Origin of the sequence: Pseudomonas sp. LS1212, from assembly GCF_024741815.1 — a bacterium.
Taxonomy (GTDB): Bacteria; Pseudomonadota; Gammaproteobacteria; order Pseudomonadales; family Pseudomonadaceae; genus Aquipseudomonas.
Window position 1 is genome coordinate 4,449,174 of record NZ_CP102951.1, and the last position, 16,190, is coordinate 4,465,363.

Consider the following 16,190-nt stretch of genomic DNA (forward strand, 5'->3'; position numbering starts at 1 on the left):
ACTCAACCGGCAGCCGCCACCCGCTGCCGCGCACCTTGAGCAAGCCCCCATTGCAGCACGAAGGCCAACAACCCGGTCAAGGGTGCGGAAAAACTCGCCAGCAGGCCCTCGCTCATCATCAACCCCAGCCCCAGTGCCGTGCCACCGAACCACGCCACCAATCCGACCGGATTGAAGTTCACCTCGCGCAATGGCGCGTCGCCACGACCGCCGATGATCTGCGCCAGCGCCACCCCGACCCACGCCACCACGAAGATCCCCTGATACCCCAGGGCCTTGAGCAGGTAGGCGAAGACGTCGGCGAGCATCAGCGCATAAACGATCGCCCCCACCACCACGGCCCAGGCCAGGTACGAAAAGCGCAGACCGAAGCGCGCGAAAAACGCCTGCATGTTCAGGGTCGCCAGGTAATAGTTGGCCGTGTTGATCCGTGTTTGCGTGGCCCAGACGAACAACAACCCGCCCACGCCCATCAATTGCAGGATGGCCATGACCACCGAGACTTCGTTCAACGCCCCATCGTGCGGGATGCTGCTGACCAGGTAGATCCCCGCCGCGCCATTGAGCAGAAAGGTCACCAGGTAGAACGGCATGCCGAAGTTCCAACGGCCGTGGTACTCGGCGTCTTCAGGCTTGCCGAAGCGCGCGTAGTCGAAGGTGAACAGCATCAGCACCCAGACACCCATGTAGGCCGTGAAGCAGTGCCACCAACCGTAGGCCACCGGCGTTTGTGGGCCGAATTCCAGCCATTGAGGCTGGTAGCCGTAGCGAGCGATCGACAGCCCCACCGCCAGCAGCAGGCCACCGAGGTAGATCGGCAGCAGCACGCCATTGAACTTGTCCAGCCAGCGCTGCACGCTGCCAAGGATCAACGGCACGCTATAGAGCACCACGATCAGCGCGGCCACTGGGTAGGCCACCTCCGGGTAGAGATGGTTGACCGCCACGGCGATGACCGACCCTTCGAACACCGCGTAATAGATCGCCGTGGTGAAGAAGATCAAGGTCGCCAGACACGCGCCGCTGTTGCCGAACAAGCGCCGGGAAAACAGCGCTACCGACTCGCCTGTGCGGATGGCGTAACGACTGATGACCGCGTTGATCAGCCCGTAGCTCACGACCGAGAGCAGCATGCCGATCAAGGCGTTGGCCGTGCCATAGGCAAGGCCCAGGGACGCGCCGACGACGATGTAGAACATGGCGCTGCACACCGCCCACCAGGCCATGGTCAGTGACAGCCGCCCCATGCGCCCGGCCTGAGGAACCGGGACACTGGCTGGATCGTGTTCAGCGTTGCGAGATTGCGATAGACCTGCCATTTGCATGAACTCCAAAGCGAATGAGAAAGCAAGGAACGCGGGCAGCCGCCAACGCACCGAGACACTGCGGTGGCGTGCGGGCAAGGGCTTGCCCGCGCAATGGGAACGACAGGATCAGGAAATGAACAACTCGCTCATGCGTTTGAGCTTCTTCTTGTAGTGCTGGCGAGCCAGCAATGCATCCTCGAGGGTGACTTCGACGAAGTGCGCCTTCTGATTCGGCTGCATCTGGCCGATCAGGTCCAGGTCGGCGCTGATCACCGTACCGATCATCGCGTAGCCACCGCCGGACACCGCATCGCGGTGCAGGACGATCGGCTCCAGGCCTGCCGGCACCTGGATCGAGCCGATCGGGTAGCAGCTGTCGACGATGTTCGAAGGGTCGGAACCGGCACCGAACGGCTGCTCGCGCGGCTGGAACTGCAGTGCGCTGCCGCCCTTGAAGCGATAGCCGATGCGGTCTGCCTCGGAGCCGACCGTCCAGGGTTCGGCGAAGAAGCTCTTGGCCGCCGTCGGCAGCAGGCGGTCGTAGTACAGCCCCGGCACGACCCGCAGTTCGATCTCGCCACCCAGCGCCTGACGCAGCGCCATTGGCAGGCTTGCACCGACCTTGCCCTGCCCGCTCGGCTCACCGATGGGCAACTCGTCACCGGCAGCCAGGCGACGCCCTTGATAACCCCCCAGGGCACCCAGGGCATAGGTCGAGCGACTGCCCAGCACCAGCGGCACGTCGATGCCACCGGCCACGGCGATATAGGTCCGGGCGCCGATCTTCGGGAAATCGAAGCGCAGCACTTGACCTGCGCGTACTGCAAACGCGGTGTCGTGCGGCATCTGCACGCCGTCCAGGCGCGCGGCCATGTGGGCGCCGCTGACGGCCACCAGGGCGTCGACGTTGAATTCCAGTTCCGGGCCGAGCAAGGTGCATTCCAGCGCAGCCGCGCCCACCGGGTTGCCGACCAGGCAATTGGCGGCGCTCAGCGCGTATTGATCAAGCGCCCCGGATGGCGGGATGCCGAGGTGGTAGTAACCTTCGCGGCCCAGGTCCTGCACCGAAGTGGCCAGGCCGGGTTTGAGTACCTTGATCATGCCAGTACCTCCTGCAACGTCTTGGGATAGCCCTGCGGGTCGGCCAGAAACGCATCCAGCGAGAACTCGACCGGACGAATCCGCAGGTCGAAGCTGCCGGCTTCGACATCGGCCACGGCCTGGTCGTAGGTGGCACGATCAATCGGCTTGAACTGAACGATGTCGCCGGGCCGGAAGAACACCATGTGCTCCTTCAGGTAGGCCAGGCTCTGGGACGGATCGTAGATCGGTGCCGGGGTGACGCCGAACATCTGGTAGCCACCGGCGCCGCGCACCGAATAAATGCAGCCGAAACAGCCGCCGTGGCCCAGGGTCAACTTGGGCGTGTCGGTGCGCGGGCGCAGGTACTTGGGCACCTGCAACTGCCGCTCGCGCTCGACCATCTGGAACATGAACGGCAGGCCCGCGACGAAGCCGACCATGGACACGAACCAGGGCGCGCCGCTGTGCGCCTGGATAAACGCCTCGACATCGGCCAGGCCATTGATGCGCGCGGCATATTCGAGGTCGGTTGCCGACGGGTCCTGATGGCGGTCGCGAAAACGCACAGGGTCTCAAAGGTCCAGGGGTCGTTGTAGAGCACCGGCACTTCGATGATCCGGGTCTGGATCCGCCGCTCGGCGACGGCCTTGGCCTCGACCGCCTGCACCGCTTCGAGCAAGGCGTGGGGGGCGATGCGATCCGGGTCGAAACGCACCTGAAAGGACGCGTTGGCCAGGCAGATGTCGAGCACGCCTTCGAGCTCGAGCTTTTCCAGTGCCCGGGTGATGGCCATGCCGCGAAAGAAGGCCTCCAGCGACATACTGTCGGAGACTTCGGCAAACAGGTGCTCATCGGCACCAAAGCTGTAACGAATGGGCTGGCTCATCACTTCTCTCCGCTGCGGCGCTCGGCCAACCAGGTTTCCAGTGTGCCGGTGTTGAACTCGGCGCTCTGCAGCCAGGGCTGTTCAAGCAGTTCGGCGTGCAAGGGCAAGGTAGTCGCCATGCCCGTCAGGGTGGTTGCGGCCACCGCCTCGCGGGCTCGCGCCAGCGCCTGGTTGCGATCACAGCCATGAACGATCAATTTGGCCAGCAACGAATCATAGTAAGGCGGTACGCGGTAGCCTGCGAACAGATGACTGTCGACCCGCACGCCCTCGCCTTGCGGCCAGTTCAGTTGCTCGACCAGGCCGGGGCTGGGGAAAAAGTCCCGGGCCGGGTCTTCGGCATTCAGGCGCATTTCCAGCGCCGCACCGTTGAGCACGATGTCGCTCTGACGTAAGCCGAGCGGCTCGCCACCGGCGATACGCAGCATGGCCTGGACCAGATCGATACCGGTGATCATCTCGCTGATGGGGTGCTCGACCTGGATCCGGGTGTTCATCTCGATGAAGAAGAATTCACCGCTGACGTCATCGAAGAGGTACTCCAGGGTGCCAGCGCCCTTGTAGCCCAGCGCTTGGGTCAAGCGCACCGCGCTGCTGCACAGGGCTTCGCGTTGCGCCGGGTTCAGGGCCGGCGATGGCGCTTCTTCGAAAATCTTCTGGCGACGCCGCTGCAACGAGCATTCGCGCTCGAACAGGTGCACCGCGTGCTGGCCGTCGCCAAGCACCTGCACTTCGATGTGTCGGGCCTGGCGGATGAAGCGCTCAAGGTAAACGCCACCATTGCCGAACGCCGCCAGGGCTTCGCGTTGGGCGCGGGGGAATTCCTCGGCCAGTTCCTCGGCATTCTGCGCCAGACGAATGCCGCGTCCACCGCCGCCGGCACTGGCCTTGATCAGCAGCGGATAACCGACTGATTCGGTCGCCGCGAGCGCCGCCTGCACATCCTGCAATTCACCGGGCGAACCCGGCACCACCGGCACGCCGGCTTGCTGGGCGGTACGCCGCGCTTCGGCCTTGTCGCCCATGCGGCGAATAGTCTGGGCGCTGGGGCCGACGAAAATCGCCCCAGCCGCCTGCACCGCATCGGCAAAGTCAGCGTTCTCGGAAAGAAAGCCATAACCGGGGTGCACCGCGTTGGCGCCACTGGCCTGCAAAGCGTCGAGCAGGGCCTGGGTATTGAGGTAGCTGCGATCGGCGCGGGCCGGGCCCAGTACCTGGACTTCGTCGGCCAGCTGCGCGGCCATCGAATCGACATCGGCCTCGCTGCAGGCGGCCACCGTCGGAATGCCCAGGGCCTTGGCCGCGCGAATGATCCGCACGGCGATCTCGCCGCGGTTGGCGACCAGCAGTTTCTTGATTGCCTGGCTCATGGTCGCCTCCTCACTGGCCGTCAAGCGTGGCGACGATCTGGCCCGGTTCGACCGGGTCACCGTCTTCCACCAGAAACGCGCTCACCCGGCCGGCGACACCGGCCGTCAGCTCGGAGAACTGCTTCATGACTTCGATCAGGCCGATCACGGTGTCTGCCGTGACCTGCGCGCCGACTTCGACAAAGGGCGGCGAGTCCGGCGTGGCGCGGCGGTAGAAGGTCCCCGGCAGGGGGGTAAATACGGTTTGCTCAGCCATGTCAGTTCCTCTTGGAATAGTTGTAGAAAGGCAGGCGTAAAAATTTTTTATGATCCCGGCGTCTCGGCGCCCGGTGCTCCATCGTTCAAAGGGGGGCGCGCACCTCGATGCCAGCCTGGTCCAGCGCGGCGCGGGTAGCCTCGACCAGGGCCAGGGCGCCGGGGGTGTCGCTGTGCAGGCAGATCGAATCAAATTCGATGGCAATCTCTTCGCCTTCGACGGTCTGCACCCGCCCCTGTTGGCAGGCTCGCAGCACCTTCGCGGCGACCTTGGCCGGATCCAGCGCGCCAACGTGGCGGGTGAAGACGATCGAGCCGCTAAGGTCATAATCGCGGTCGGCGTAGAACTCGCGGATCACCGGATGGCCGATCTCCCTGGCGACGCGCCAGGTGGCCGAGTTCGGCATGCAATAGAGCAACAGCGTCGGGTCAAGCCGGTGCAGGGTTTCGACGAACAGCCGGGCAGCGGCCTCGTCGCGCGCCAGGTGCATGTACAGCGCACCGTGGGGTTTGATGTGTTGCAGGTTCATGCCCTGGATCCGGGCGATCTCGCGCAGGGCACCGAGTTGGTAGAGCATGTCGTCGACCAGTTCCTGGGCCGGCGCATTGATATGGCGGCGGCCGAAACCGACCAGGTCGCGAAAGCCCGGATGAGCGCCGATGGCCACGCCCAGGCGCTTGGCCTGTTCAACGGTGCGGCGCATGGTGCTGGGGTCGCCGGCATGAAAGCCGGTAGCGATGTTGGCCGAGCTGATGTAACCCATCAGTTGCTCGTCAACGCCATCGCCGATGGTCCAGGGGCCGAAGCCTTCGCCCATGTCCGAATTGAAATCGACTGCTTGCATTGGTGGTTGTCTCCACGTCATTGGTGCGTGGAACCTAAATTAGAATTCCCTTGCCCCCTTGGGAAGATCTATTATCAGATAGCCAACGTTCTGAAAAACAGATACCCAAGCGCTCAGGATTCCCATGTCTCTTACCCTGCGTCAGGTCCGCTATTTCGTCGCCACCGCCGAGATCGGTCAGATTTCCCAGGCCGCCATTCACCTGAACATCTCCCAGTCGGCGGTGACCACGGCGATCAAGGAACTCGAAGGTTTGCTCGGGACGCTGCTGTTCTCGCGCTCGGCCCAGGGCATGAGCCTGACCGACGCCGGGCGGCACTTTCTCAACCGCGCCTGCGTCATCCTGCGCAGCGTCGACGATGCGCTGAACAGCCCCCTGCCGGACTTCCGTGCCAGCGGCCTGCTGCGGGTCGCGGCCAGTTACACGGTGATCGGCTATTTCCTGCCGCACCACTTGCAGCGCCTGGACCACTGGCACCCGGATGTAACCATTGAAGTCCACGAACAGGAGCGGCGGGCCATCGAGCAAGGCCTGCTGGAGAATCGTTACGACATGGCCGTGGTGCTCACTGCCAACCTGACCCACCCGGACATCGTCTCCGAAACCCTGTTCAACTCCGAGCGCAGGCTCTGGCTGCCCAGCCACCACCCCCTGTGCGAGCGCTCGGCGGTTACCCTGGCGGACGTGGCCCGCGAGCCCTATATCCTGCTCACGGTCGATGAAGCCGAGCAGAGCGCCATGCGTTATTGGGAACAGGCCGGGCAACAGCCCTCGGTGCGGGTGCGGACGAGTTCCGTGGAGGCGGTGCGCAGCATGGTCGCCAATGGCAGCGGCGTCGCCATACTGTCGGACCTGGTCCACCGGCCCTGGTCGCTGGAAGGCAAGCGCATCGAAACCGTAGGCCTGACCGACCCGGTCACGCCCATGAGCGTTGGCCTGGCCTGGCATCGGGAACATGCCTTCACCCCGGCCATGCAGGCTTTTCGCGACTACTTCCACGACGCCTTCCTGACTCCGCAGCAATTGTCGGCGCGGCGCTGAGCGGCCCCCTCGCCCATGCCCGCCGTTTGCTACGCTCGTACAGCGGCGACCGATCTATCGGCATGAGGATCAGGCAATGATTCGAAAAATCGCACTTATCACCGGCGCCAGCCGCGGGCTGGGCAAGAGCACGGCCCAACATCTGGCCGCCCATGGCATCGACATCATCGGCACTTACAACAGCAAGGCCGACGAGGCCAAGGCGCTGGTCAAGACCCTGAAAAAAGCCAAGGTGAAGGCAGCGATGCTGCAACTGGATATCAGCAAGAGCGAAACCTTCGATGACTTCGCCGGCGAAGTGTCCAGGACCCTGCAGAGCGTATTCAGCCAGCACCGCTTTGACTTCCTGATCAACAATGCCGGGATCGGCATCCACGCCAGCTTCAGCGAAACCACTGAAGATCAGTTCGACCAACTGGTGAACATCCAGCTCAAGGGGCCCTTCTTCCTGACCCAGCACCTGCTGCCGCTGATCAACGACAACGGCCGCATTATCAACATTTCCACCGGCCTGACCCGCTTCGTCCTGCCCGGCTATGCCGCCTACGCGGCGATGAAGGGCGCCATGGAAGTACTGACCCGCTATCAGGCCAAGGAGCTGGGCGCCCGGGGCATCGGCGTCAACGTCCTCGCCCCTGGCGCGATCGAGACGGACTTTGGCGGCGGTGTGGTGCGTGACAATCCCGAGATCAATGAATTCCTCGCCGGCAATACGGCGCTGGGCCGGGTCGGCTTGCCGGGCGATATCGGCGGGGCGATTGCGCTGCTGTTGGCCGACGAATCCCGTTGGATCAATGGGCAGCGGATCGAGGCATCGGGTGGGATGTTTCTGTAGTTTGCAACGCCTACAGTTCGGCTTCCTGTACCTGCTCGAAGCGGTCACGATCGATCGAAAGCAGCAGGTCGCCGGCCTTGACCGCCTGGTTATCGTAAGCCTTGAGTTCACGTACCCAACCGGAAACATCCGGGGCGATGATCGTGACCTCGGCACGAATTCGCGGCCAGGGCAAAAAAAATGGGCGACCGAAATCGCCCAAAATGCCTTGCGTGCTCGTTGAATCGAAAGGATCAGCCCTGCTTGCGCTTGTGCGAATCCTTCCAGATAAATACTCCCAGGCCAGCGAAAAACAGCAGCATCAGGCCCACCGTGATCACTCCAGCGATAACCACATTATCGAAAAACATGACGGCCTCCTTCGCTTGCACCTGTCTGATGGCGCCTAAGGTAGCGAAAGAAAGGGGGTGGAAAATTGACCGAGATCAATGGCGCCCATCAATGGGCGCGAAGGGAGGGTGCAAAACTGATCTGCATCAGGTTTTCAGCGTTTCTTGGGTTTGCTCTTCGGCTTTTTACTGGCCTTGGCCTTGGCCAGCGGCATCGCCTGCTCGAAGGCCTGGCGGACTTCGTTGAGGCGTTTTTCATTGAGGTCATGCACACGCTTGGCGCGCTCGGCATTGAGGTCGATCAGTTTGTCGTCTTGGCTCATGGGCGGGCACATCGGGGGTCAAGTCCAATTCTGCCAACGGTCGCTGGCGGTCAGTATTGGCAATAATGCGGGCTGTCAGGCGAGCTGACCAGTGCCGATTGCTACGTGATGTTCCCGACAGCGCGGCATTGGGCCCTGCCCTACACTTGGAGATCGACCCACAGCCCCTGGCGCGGCTCATCGTCGATCAAGGGCGCTACCGGCACGGTGTTATCGGCGTTGACTTCGTCGCCCGGCAAGGCCAGGTACTGTTCGGCGTCCTCCTCAGCCTGGGCCAGATGCCTTCTGCGCTGCTGGCGGCGTTGTTCTTCGCGCAGCAACCAGGCGGCCTGTTCAGCATCGCGCTGCTTGAGGTCGACCGAACCCTCGCTGGAGCCGGGCTGCGCCGGCATCACGGGGGCAATGTCCGGGGTCGGTTTGACCGGGTCGTGTTGCGAGGTGACCGGTTGTGCGCTGAGCGGAATGAGCGGCGGCAGCATTGGGGGTGTTCTCCTGTCGCCAAGGTGTCGGCGGGGCATGGCGCGACTTGAGCCCCGGGCCTGCGGGCATTTGCTTAAATGTAGGTGGTTTTTACCAGAGTCTTTGGCCCTCGGGGGCCCGATCCGTTAACATAGTCGGCTTTTTCAAGGCGGGAGTCAGGCAGCATGGCGCAGCAGTATCAACCGGGGCAACGCTGGATTAGTGACAGCGAAGCTGAGCTAGGTCTGGGTACCGTTCTGGCACAGGACGGTCGCTTGCTGACCGTGCTCTATCCGGCCACTGGCGATACACGCCAGTACGCACTGCGCAACGCGCCGCTCACAAGGGTTCGTTTTTCGCCGGGCGATGTGATCACTCACTTCGAAAACTGGAAGATGACCGTGCGCGAAGTCGAGGACATCGACGGGCTGCTGGTCTATCACGGCCTCAACGGCCACAGCGAAGCCTGCACCCTGCCGGAAACCCAACTGTCGAACTTCATCCAGTTCCGCCTGGCCAGCGACCGTCTGTTCGCCGGCCAGATCGATCCGCTGGCCTGGTTCTCGCTGCGCTACAACACCCTGGAGCACACCAGCCGCCAGTTGCAATCGTCGCTGTGGGGCCTGGGCGGCGTGCGTGCCCAGCCCATCGCGCACCAGTTGCACATCGCCCGTGAAGTCGCCGACCGGATCGCGCCACGGGTATTGCTGGCCGACGAAGTGGGCCTGGGCAAGACCATCGAAGCGGGCCTGGTGATCCATCGCCAACTGCTGTCCGGGCGCGCCAGTCGCGTGCTGATCCTGGTGCCGGAAAACCTCCAGCACCAGTGGTTGGTAGAAATGCGCCGGCGCTTCAACCTGCAAGTCGCCCTGTTCGACGCCGAACGCTTTATCGAAAGCGATGCCACCAACCCCTTCGAAGACGCGCAACTGGCGCTGGTGGCACTTGAATGGCTGACCGAAGACGAGAAGGCCCAGGACGCGCTGTTCGCCGCCGGCTGGGACCTGATGGTAGTCGACGAGGCGCATCACCTGGTCTGGCATGAAGAAAAAGTCAGCCCCGAATACGCCCTGGTCGAGCAATTGGCCGAAGTCATTCCCGGCATCCTGCTGCTGACCGCGACCCCGGAGCAACTGGGCCAGGACAGCCACTTCGCGCGCCTGCGCCTGCTCGACCCGAACCGCTTCCATGACCTGGCGGCCTTCCGCGCCGAGAGCGAGAACTATCGCCCGGTCGCCGAAGCCGTGCAGGAACTGCTCGATCAAGGCCGCCTCTCGCCCAAGGCCCACGCGACCATCCAGAACTTCCTCGGCGACGAAGGCGAAGCCTTGCTGGGCGCTGTCAGCGACGGTGACACCCAGGCCAGCGCCCGCCTGATTCGCGAGCTGCTGGACCGCCATGGCACCGGTCGCGTGTTGTTCCGCAACACCCGTGCCGCGGTCCAGGGCTTCCCCGAGCGCAAGCTGCACCCTTACCCGCTGCCATGCCCGGACGAATACCTGGAGCTGCCGCTGGGCGAACACGCCGAGCTGTACCCGGAAGTCAGCTTCCAGGCCCAGGCCGAAAGCGGTGAAGAAGAGCGCTGGTGGCGCTTCGATCCGCGCGTGGAATGGCTGATCGACACCCTGAAGATGCTCAAGCGCGTCAAGGTACTGGTCATTTGCGCCCATGCCGAAACCGCCATGGATCTGGAAGACGCCCTGCGGGTGCGTTCCGGTATCCCGGCCACGGTCTTCCACGAAGGCATGAGCATCCTGGAGCGTGACCGTGCGGCAGCCTACTTCGCCGATGAAGAATTCGGCGCCCAGGTGCTGATCTGTTCGGAAATCGGCAGTGAAGGCCGCAACTTCCAGTTCTCCCATCACCTGGTGCTGTTCGACCTGCCGGCCCACCCGGACCTGCTCGAGCAGCGCATCGGCCGTCTCGACCGGATAGGCCAGAAGCACACCATCGAGCTGCACGTGCCGCACCTGCAGAACAGCCCGCAAGAGCGGCTGTTCCAGTGGTACCACCAGGCGCTGAATGCGTTTCTCAACACCTGCCCGACCGGCAACGCCCTGCAGCATCAGTTCGGCCCACGCCTGCTGCCGATGCTCGAAAGTGGCGATGACGACGAGTGGCAAAGCCTGGTCGACGAGGCCCGGGCCGAGCGCGAGCGCCTGGAAGCCGAGCTGCACACCGGCCGCGACCGCCTGCTGGAACTCAACTCCGGCGGCGCTGGCGAAGGCCATGCACTGGTCGAGGAAATTTTCGAGCAGGACGATCAATTCACCCTGCCGATCTATATGGAAACCCTGTTCGACGCGTTCGGCATCGACAGCGAAGACCATTCGGAAAACGCCCTGATCCTCAAGCCGAGCGAGAAGATGCTCGACGCCAGCTTCCCGCTGGGCGACGATGAAGGCGTGACCATTACCTATGACCGCAACCAGGCGCTGTCACGCGAAGACATGCAGTTCATCACCTGGGAGCACCCGATGGTTCAGGGTGGCATGGACCTGGTGCTGTCCGGCTCGATGGGCAACACCGCCGTGGCGCTGATCAAGAACAAGGCGCTCAAGCCCGGCACCGTTTTGCTTGAGCTGCTGTATGTCAGCGAAGTGGTCGCCCCGCGTGCACTGCAATTGGGTCGTTACCTGCCACCGGCCGCCTTGCGCTGCCTGCTCGACACCAATGGCAACGACCTGGCAGCGCGCGTGTCGTTCGAAACCCTCAACGACCAACTGGAAAGCGTGCCCAAGGCCAGCGCCAACAAATTCATCCAGGCCCAGCGCGATGTGCTGACGCCACGGATCAACGCCGGCGAAGCCAAGATCATCCCGCACCACGCCGAACGCGTTGCCGAAGCGCAGCGTCGCCTGACTGCTGAAACCGATGAAGAACTGGCGCGCTTGACGGCCCTGCAAGCGGTCAACCCGACCGTGCGCGACAGCGAGATCGAAGCACTGCGCAAGCAGCGTGCCGATGGTTTGGCGATGCTGGACAAGGCGGCGTTGCGGTTGGAAGCGATTCGGGTGTTGGTTGCGGGCTGATTGACAGGCCGTCGGCCCTTTTCGTTTGGAAGGGCCTCTCGCTGGCAAGCCAGCTCCCACAGTACAGTGCCTGTCATACAATTTGTGAACACAGGTATTCTTTGTGGGAGCTGGCTTGCCAGCGATCGACCGCAACGCGGTCGCAATACACTTAAATCGCCGCTGGCACCCCCGCCCCTTCCACCACCATCCACTCGCGCATCCTCTGCGCATCGCGACTGAAACACCGCGACGCCTGCAACAGAAACACCAGGGTCAACAGCATTGCCACCGGAATCAGGTACATGGCGTCATGCAAGCCGACGGCCTTGAACGCCTCGGTCATCTGCCCCGCGCCTGCTTCCAGCATCGCCGCCTGGGCAAAATGGTCTGACAGCAACCCTACCACCACCGGCCCCAACCCGCCCCCGAGCAAATACAGCCCGGCAAAATACAAGGCCATGGCCGTGGCCCGCAAACGCGGCTGCACCACGTCCTGTATGGCCGTGTAAACGCAGGTGTAGAAGTTGTAGGCAAACAACCAGCCAATGCTGAACAGCGCCACGAACACGCCGATTTCAATACGCCCGGCATGCAAGGCATAGGCCGTTGCCACGGTCGCCACCAGCATGCTCGCAGCCGCGAACAGCAAACGACCATTGGCCACACGCTGATGGATCTTGTCGGCCATCCAGCCCCCTACCGTCAGCCCGACCAGGCCATTGACCGCCGTCAAACCGCTCCACACAGCCAGGCCCCAACCCATCAATTTGCTGCACGAGCCGGTATCGGCCATGCCCCCCAGCGGCAAACCGGCCAGGGCATAAACGATGGTGAACGCCGTCCCGATAATGCCCAGCTGAAAATCGCTCAGGTGCCACTCCATCCTGATCGGCTCGATAATGATGGCCGGGATGGTGCGATCGAAGAAATTGAACAGGTTGGCCAGGAACAACAGGAACAAAATGCGCCAGGCATTCGCCAGCTTGATGTCAGCCAATCCAATAGGTGGTACGCGCGTTATCGTGTTTGGCTATTTTGTTAATTACGAAATGGTTAGCATCATTATGCCACCAGGCAAGCCATTACCTCGCCAGCTCCTATACTCCTCAAAGTCGTCCCCACCCCACCAAAGGCGGGACACATAAACGATCGACAAAAGGGCCTGCTATGGAATGGCTGGGGTTGAACATTCTCGCCGAGCTTCCTCCCACCGGACAGATACTCTTGAACTGCAGGCACAACCCCTTCCTGGTGTTGCTTGCCTACCTGGTTGCCTGCGCCGGCAGTTTTGCCATGCTGAACATGGCCGAGCGTGTCAGCCACGTCGAAAAACCCAGTGCGCAAAGACAATGGCGCCTGCTCGGCGCCTTTTGCCTGGCTGGCGGCATCTGGGCGATGCATTTCATCAGCATGCTGGCTTTCGAAACTCCGCTGAAAACCTATTACGATCTGCCGATCACCGGCGCCTCCCTGCTGATCATGCTGGTTGCAGCCTTATTCACAATGAACACGCTTGGGCAGACCGAACTGCGCGCGATGCAGTATCTGCAAGCATCCACCTGCATCGGCCTGGGTATCGCCGGCATGCACTACACTGGCATGTCGGCGATGCACTCCAACGCCGTCCAGTATTATCAAACCAGCCTGGTCCTGTTTTCGATTGTCGTGGCGATCGTCGTCAGTTTTGCCGCCTTGCTTTTGGCACGGCACTTTCGCAATGGCGGCGGCATGTTCCATCAGTTGCTCAAATACATCGCCAGCCTGGTGATGGGTGCAGGCATTGTCAGCATGCACTTCACCGGCATGTGGGCCCTGACTCTGGTCGTTCCCATTGGCAGCACACTTGAACTGCCAATGACCGACAACAGCCTGCACCTGAGCCTGACCATCGCGTTGATTACCCTGCTGATCATCGCCAGCAGCATCAGCGCGGCCCTGGCCGACAAAAAGCTGCAAAGCAAGGAACACGACCTGCTGCGCGTCAATGCCCTGCTCAGCCAATTGGACCAGGCCCGGGTATCGTTACAGCAGGTCGCTCATTACGACGCCCTGACCAACTTGATCAACCGCCGGGGTTTCAATCAGATTTTCGCCGAGAAACTGGCCGAGCAAACCCACAGCAAAGGCATGCTCGCGGTGATGTTCCTGGACATCGACCATTTCAAGCGCATCAACGACAGCCTCGGTCACGACGCTGGCGACGAACTGCTTCAGGTCATTGCCGGGCAAATCAAGAATGCAACCCGCAGCCATGACGATGTGGTCGCACGATTTGGCGGTGACGAGTTTTGCATCCTGATCAGCCTGAACAACCGTGATGAAGCCCGGCAGCTGGCCCAGCGCATCATGCAAAAAATGAAGGAGCCCATCGCCCTGGTCGGGCGGCGCATGGTCATGACCACCAGCATCGGCATCAGCGTGTTTCCCGATGACGGAACGACGTGCGATGAATTGCTGAAAAACGCTGACCTTGCGCTTTATCAATCCAAGGGCAACGGTCGCAATAGCCTGAATTTCTTCAGTTCCAACCTGAAGACCCGCGCCACGCTGGAGTTGCAGCTAGAAGAAGAATTGCGTACTGCCCTGGCCGAAGAAAATGGACTGGAGCTTTACTACCAGCCGATCTTCGACCTGCGCAACGGCGAAGTGGCCAAGCTCGAGGCCCTGGTACGCTGGCAGCATCCGCAACATGGCCTGCTCAGCCCGGACCGCTTCATCGGAATCGCCGAGGCCAACGGCCTGATCGCCGAACTCGACACCTGGGTACTGCGCCGCGCCTGTCAGGACCTGGCCCGCTTGAGCCACAACGGCTGCGAACAGCTCAAAATCACCGTGAACTGCTCGGCCCTGAACCTGTGTCGCGAAGAACTCCCCGGTGAAATCGACCACGCCCTGCGCTCGGCCGGCGTCGCCCCCCATCGCCTGGAGCTGGAAGTGACCGAGAATGCCCTGATGGGCAATATCGACGTCACCGTGGCCCTGCTCAAGAAAATCCGCGCCCTGGGCGTATCGCTTTCGATCGACGACTTCGGCACGGGCTATTCCTCGTTGGCCTACCTCAAACGCCTGCCGCTCGACACCTTGAAGATCGACCGCTCGTTCATCCAGGATGTTCCCAACTCCCCCCAGGACATGGAGATCGTCCAGGCCATCATCGTCATGGCCCATACCTTGCGTTTGCAGGTGGTGACCGAGGGGGTCGAGACGGTCCAGCAGTACGCGCTTCTCGAGCAGCAGGGCTGCGACTTCGTCCAGGGCTACCTGCTCAGCCGCCCGGTACCGCTACGTGACCTGCGGCCGATTCTCGATCAACTCAACCAGCGCAAAAGCGTCAGCACCGTCGATTTCATTCAGCTTTATCCTGGCCGCGATACAGATGGATCAATGTTGCAGGATCTTTTTGTAGATAACCCTGGCTACCGTGCAAGCGCATCAGTTGCGCAGCCAGTCCGCTGATCGGGGTGGCCGAACCCTGTTCACGGGAGAATTTCACCGCGGTGTCCAGATCCTTGAGCAAGGTGCGCACGTGCCACTTGACCGGCTCGAAACGGCTTTCGGCCATTTGCGGGGCCAGAATCTGCAAGGGTTTCGAATCGGCAAAGCCCCCGGCCAGCGCTTCGGCGATCAGGCTGGCATCGACCCCTGATTGCTGCGCCAGAGCGACCACCTCGGCAATTACCAGCGCATTGCAGGCCACGATCATCTGGTTGCAGGCCTTGGTCACCTGGCCGGCCCCCACTGCTCCCATGTGGGTCACTCGCTGCCCCAGGGCCAACAGGATCGGCCGGGCCCGCGCCACATCCGCCGCCTCACCTCCGACCATGATCGCCAGGCTACCGGCCTCGGCACCCGGCGTACCGCCGGAAACCGGCGCATCGAGCCAGCTCATGCCGGTGCGTGTTGCCAGCTCAGCCGCCATTTCACGGGTGGCAGTGGGTTCCAGGCTGGACAAGTCCACCAGCAACTGCCCGGCCCACGCACCCTCGACCACACCTTGCGGACCGAACACCACATCACGTACCACGGCCGTATCGGCCAGGCACAGCAGCACGACATCGGCTGCCTGACACAGCTCGGCAGGGCTCTGGACCTGGCGTGCACCGGCCTCGACCAGCGCCGCGCACTTCTCCGGCGAGCGGTTCCACACCGTCAACGGATAACCTGCCGCCAGCAGGCGACGACACATGGGCAAACCCATCAAACCGATACCGGCAAAGGCCAGCGAAGGCAACGCAGTGCTCATGAACAGCTCCTGTCAGATTAAAGAATCGGGGCAATCGGACGATTTAAACAACAGGCTTGGCAAGGTGTCCCCCTATATCACCCTAGGGAGTGACCCTATCGCTCAAGCCATAGGCGCGCTGTAAAGTCGCGATTTCCACTAAGTGATGGCTCGATGATATCTACTCGGCAGGCCATCCAGTCCAGGTCCATGGCGCAAA

Annotated in this window: 14 protein-coding genes and 2 pseudogenes; 4 read left to right on the plus strand and 12 right to left on the minus strand. The window is 62.3% G+C overall.

Going from position 1 to position 16,190, the window contains the following annotated elements:
- Positions 1-2: 2 nt before the first annotated feature.
- The 6 genes and pseudogenes from NVV94_RS20690 to NVV94_RS20715 all read right to left on the minus strand — a co-directional run bounded on the left by NVV94_RS20690 (position 3) and on the right by NVV94_RS20715 (position 5,746).
- Positions 3-1,319, minus strand: coding sequence for a cytosine permease (locus NVV94_RS20690; RefSeq protein ID WP_258444223.1), 1,317 nt, complete (start codon positions 1,317-1,319; stop codon positions 3-5).
- Between the two features lie 114 nt (positions 1,320-1,433).
- A complete protein-coding gene (locus NVV94_RS20695; protein ID WP_258444224.1) occupies positions 1,434-2,408 on the minus strand; it encodes a biotin-dependent carboxyltransferase family protein in 975 nt (324 codons plus the stop codon).
- Positions 2,405-3,276: pseudogene (locus tag NVV94_RS20700) on the minus strand (5-oxoprolinase subunit B family protein). Before NVV94_RS20700 ends, NVV94_RS20695 begins: the two are co-directional and overlap by 4 nt.
- Positions 3,276-4,646: an acetyl-CoA carboxylase biotin carboxylase subunit gene (locus NVV94_RS20705; protein ID WP_258444225.1), complete on the minus strand. Its 1,371-nt coding sequence runs from the start codon at positions 4,644-4,646 to the stop codon at positions 3,276-3,278. The pseudogene NVV94_RS20700 and the gene NVV94_RS20705 overlap by 1 nt, the downstream one beginning before the upstream one ends.
- A 10-nt stretch (positions 4,647-4,656) precedes the next feature.
- Positions 4,657-4,902 (minus strand): acetyl-CoA carboxylase, encoded by a 246-nt coding sequence (locus NVV94_RS20710; RefSeq protein WP_258444226.1) that lies wholly within the window; start codon positions 4,900-4,902, stop codon positions 4,657-4,659.
- Positions 4,903-4,987: 85 nt separating this feature from the next.
- The gene (locus tag NVV94_RS20715) at positions 4,988-5,746 is read right to left on the minus strand and encodes a 5-oxoprolinase subunit PxpA (protein ID WP_258444227.1); all 759 of its coding nucleotides are present in this window, start codon (positions 5,744-5,746) and stop codon (positions 4,988-4,990) included.
- Positions 5,747-5,870: 124 nt separating this feature from the next.
- Here NVV94_RS20715 and NVV94_RS20720 point away from each other — a divergent pair, with 124 nt between their 5' ends.
- Both NVV94_RS20720 and NVV94_RS20725 read left to right on the plus strand, forming a co-directional pair.
- Complete coding sequence (locus NVV94_RS20720) at positions 5,871-6,788, plus strand: LysR family transcriptional regulator (protein WP_258444228.1); 918 nt, start codon at positions 5,871-5,873, stop codon at positions 6,786-6,788.
- A gap of 76 nt (positions 6,789-6,864) precedes the next feature.
- Positions 6,865-7,623: an SDR family NAD(P)-dependent oxidoreductase gene (locus NVV94_RS20725; RefSeq protein WP_258444229.1), complete on the plus strand. Its 759-nt coding sequence runs from the start codon at positions 6,865-6,867 to the stop codon at positions 7,621-7,623.
- A gap of 22 nt (positions 7,624-7,645) precedes the next feature.
- On the opposite strand, the pseudogene NVV94_RS20730 reads toward NVV94_RS20725, so the two are convergent.
- The 4 genes and pseudogenes from NVV94_RS20730 to NVV94_RS20740 form a co-directional block, all read right to left on the minus strand.
- Positions 7,646-7,795, minus strand: a pseudogene (locus NVV94_RS20730) (biotin/lipoyl-binding protein); the annotation flags it as partial.
- A 61-nt stretch (positions 7,796-7,856) separates the two neighbouring features.
- Positions 7,857-7,973, minus strand: coding sequence for a cytochrome c oxidase subunit CcoM (gene ccoM / locus NVV94_RS26755; protein WP_309304265.1), 117 nt, complete (start codon positions 7,971-7,973; stop codon positions 7,857-7,859).
- Between the two features lie 134 nt (positions 7,974-8,107).
- Positions 8,108-8,275, minus strand: coding sequence for a hypothetical protein (locus NVV94_RS20735; RefSeq protein ID WP_258444230.1), 168 nt, complete (start codon positions 8,273-8,275; stop codon positions 8,108-8,110).
- Between the two features lie 140 nt (positions 8,276-8,415).
- Positions 8,416-8,754: an aspartate-semialdehyde dehydrogenase gene (locus NVV94_RS20740; protein WP_258444231.1), complete on the minus strand. Its 339-nt coding sequence runs from the start codon at positions 8,752-8,754 to the stop codon at positions 8,416-8,418.
- A 165-nt stretch (positions 8,755-8,919) separates the two neighbouring features.
- Between NVV94_RS20740 and rapA the strand changes: the two genes are divergently transcribed.
- Positions 8,920-11,766, plus strand: a complete 2,847-nt coding sequence (gene rapA / locus NVV94_RS20745) for an RNA polymerase-associated protein RapA (RefSeq protein ID WP_258444232.1) — start codon at positions 8,920-8,922, stop codon at positions 11,764-11,766.
- 151 nt (positions 11,767-11,917) lie between these two features.
- On the opposite strand, the gene NVV94_RS20750 is transcribed toward rapA, so the two are convergent.
- Complete coding sequence (locus NVV94_RS20750; protein ID WP_258444233.1) at positions 11,918-12,745, minus strand: MFS transporter; 828 nt, start codon at positions 12,743-12,745, stop codon at positions 11,918-11,920.
- A 170-nt stretch (positions 12,746-12,915) separates the two neighbouring features.
- Between NVV94_RS20750 and NVV94_RS20755 the strand changes: the two genes are divergently transcribed.
- The gene (locus NVV94_RS20755) at positions 12,916-15,204 is read left to right on the plus strand and encodes a bifunctional diguanylate cyclase/phosphodiesterase (protein WP_258444234.1); all 2,289 of its coding nucleotides are present in this window, start codon (positions 12,916-12,918) and stop codon (positions 15,202-15,204) included.
- On the opposite strand, the gene NVV94_RS20760 is transcribed toward NVV94_RS20755, so the two are convergent.
- On the minus strand, positions 15,095-15,991 hold the full coding sequence (locus NVV94_RS20760) for an NAD(P)-dependent oxidoreductase (protein WP_258444235.1): 897 nt from the start codon (positions 15,989-15,991) through the stop codon (positions 15,095-15,097). The genes NVV94_RS20755 and NVV94_RS20760 overlap by 110 nt on opposite strands.
- Positions 15,992-16,190: the final 199 nt, after the last annotated feature.